This window comes from Shigella sp. SIG6 (assembly GCF_053555815.1).
Genome location: NZ_JBQZXC010000298.1, coordinates 1 through 693 on the forward strand (window position 1 = coordinate 1; position 693 = coordinate 693).

At 42.7% G+C, this 693-nt stretch carries 1 pseudogene; it reads right to left on the minus strand.

From position 1 onward, the window contains the following. Positions 1-693, minus strand: a pseudogene (locus ACUU1M_RS20470) (IS3-like element IS150 family transposase); the annotation flags it as partial.

Sequence of the window (693 nt, forward strand, 5' to 3'; positions counted from 1 at the left end):
ACACGAGGCATATAGGTCTGATTCCGATATTCAATTGGAGTCAGACCTTTTAATTTCAGGCTAATTCTTCTGCTGTTATAGTATTCAATATATTCCGTAACAGCATCCTTCAGTTCGCTTATATTACTGAACTCATCAAGATAAAAACACTCCGACTTTAAGGTTCCAAAGAAACACTCCACCACAGCATTATCCAGACAATTGCCTTTTCTGGACATGCTTTGTTTAATACCATGTTCTTTAAGGATATTTTGATATCTTCTCATACGATACTGCCATCCCTGGTCAGAGTGCAGAACAGGATGCTCGTGAGGATTAAGCTTTTTGAATGCCTGATCGAGCATATTCTCAACCATGTTCATCACAGGTCTTTCCGAAAGGCTGTAAGAAATAACTTCGTTGTTGAAGAGATCTATTACTGGAGACAAATACAGCTTGCGCCCATTGACTGCAAATTCAGTAACATCGGTAACCCACTTCTCGTTTGGCCGCGTAGCCTTGAAATCTCTTTGGAGAACATTAGGGGCGGTTTGCCCTACCTCTCCTCTGTAAGAGCGGTATCGCTTGACCTTAATCGCTGCTTTAAGTGAGAGGGTTCCCATCAGGCGCTGAACAGCTTTATGGTTAATCTGTTTCCCTTCTCGATGAAGAGACAGCGTTACCCTACGGTATCCGTATCGGCCTCTATTCTCG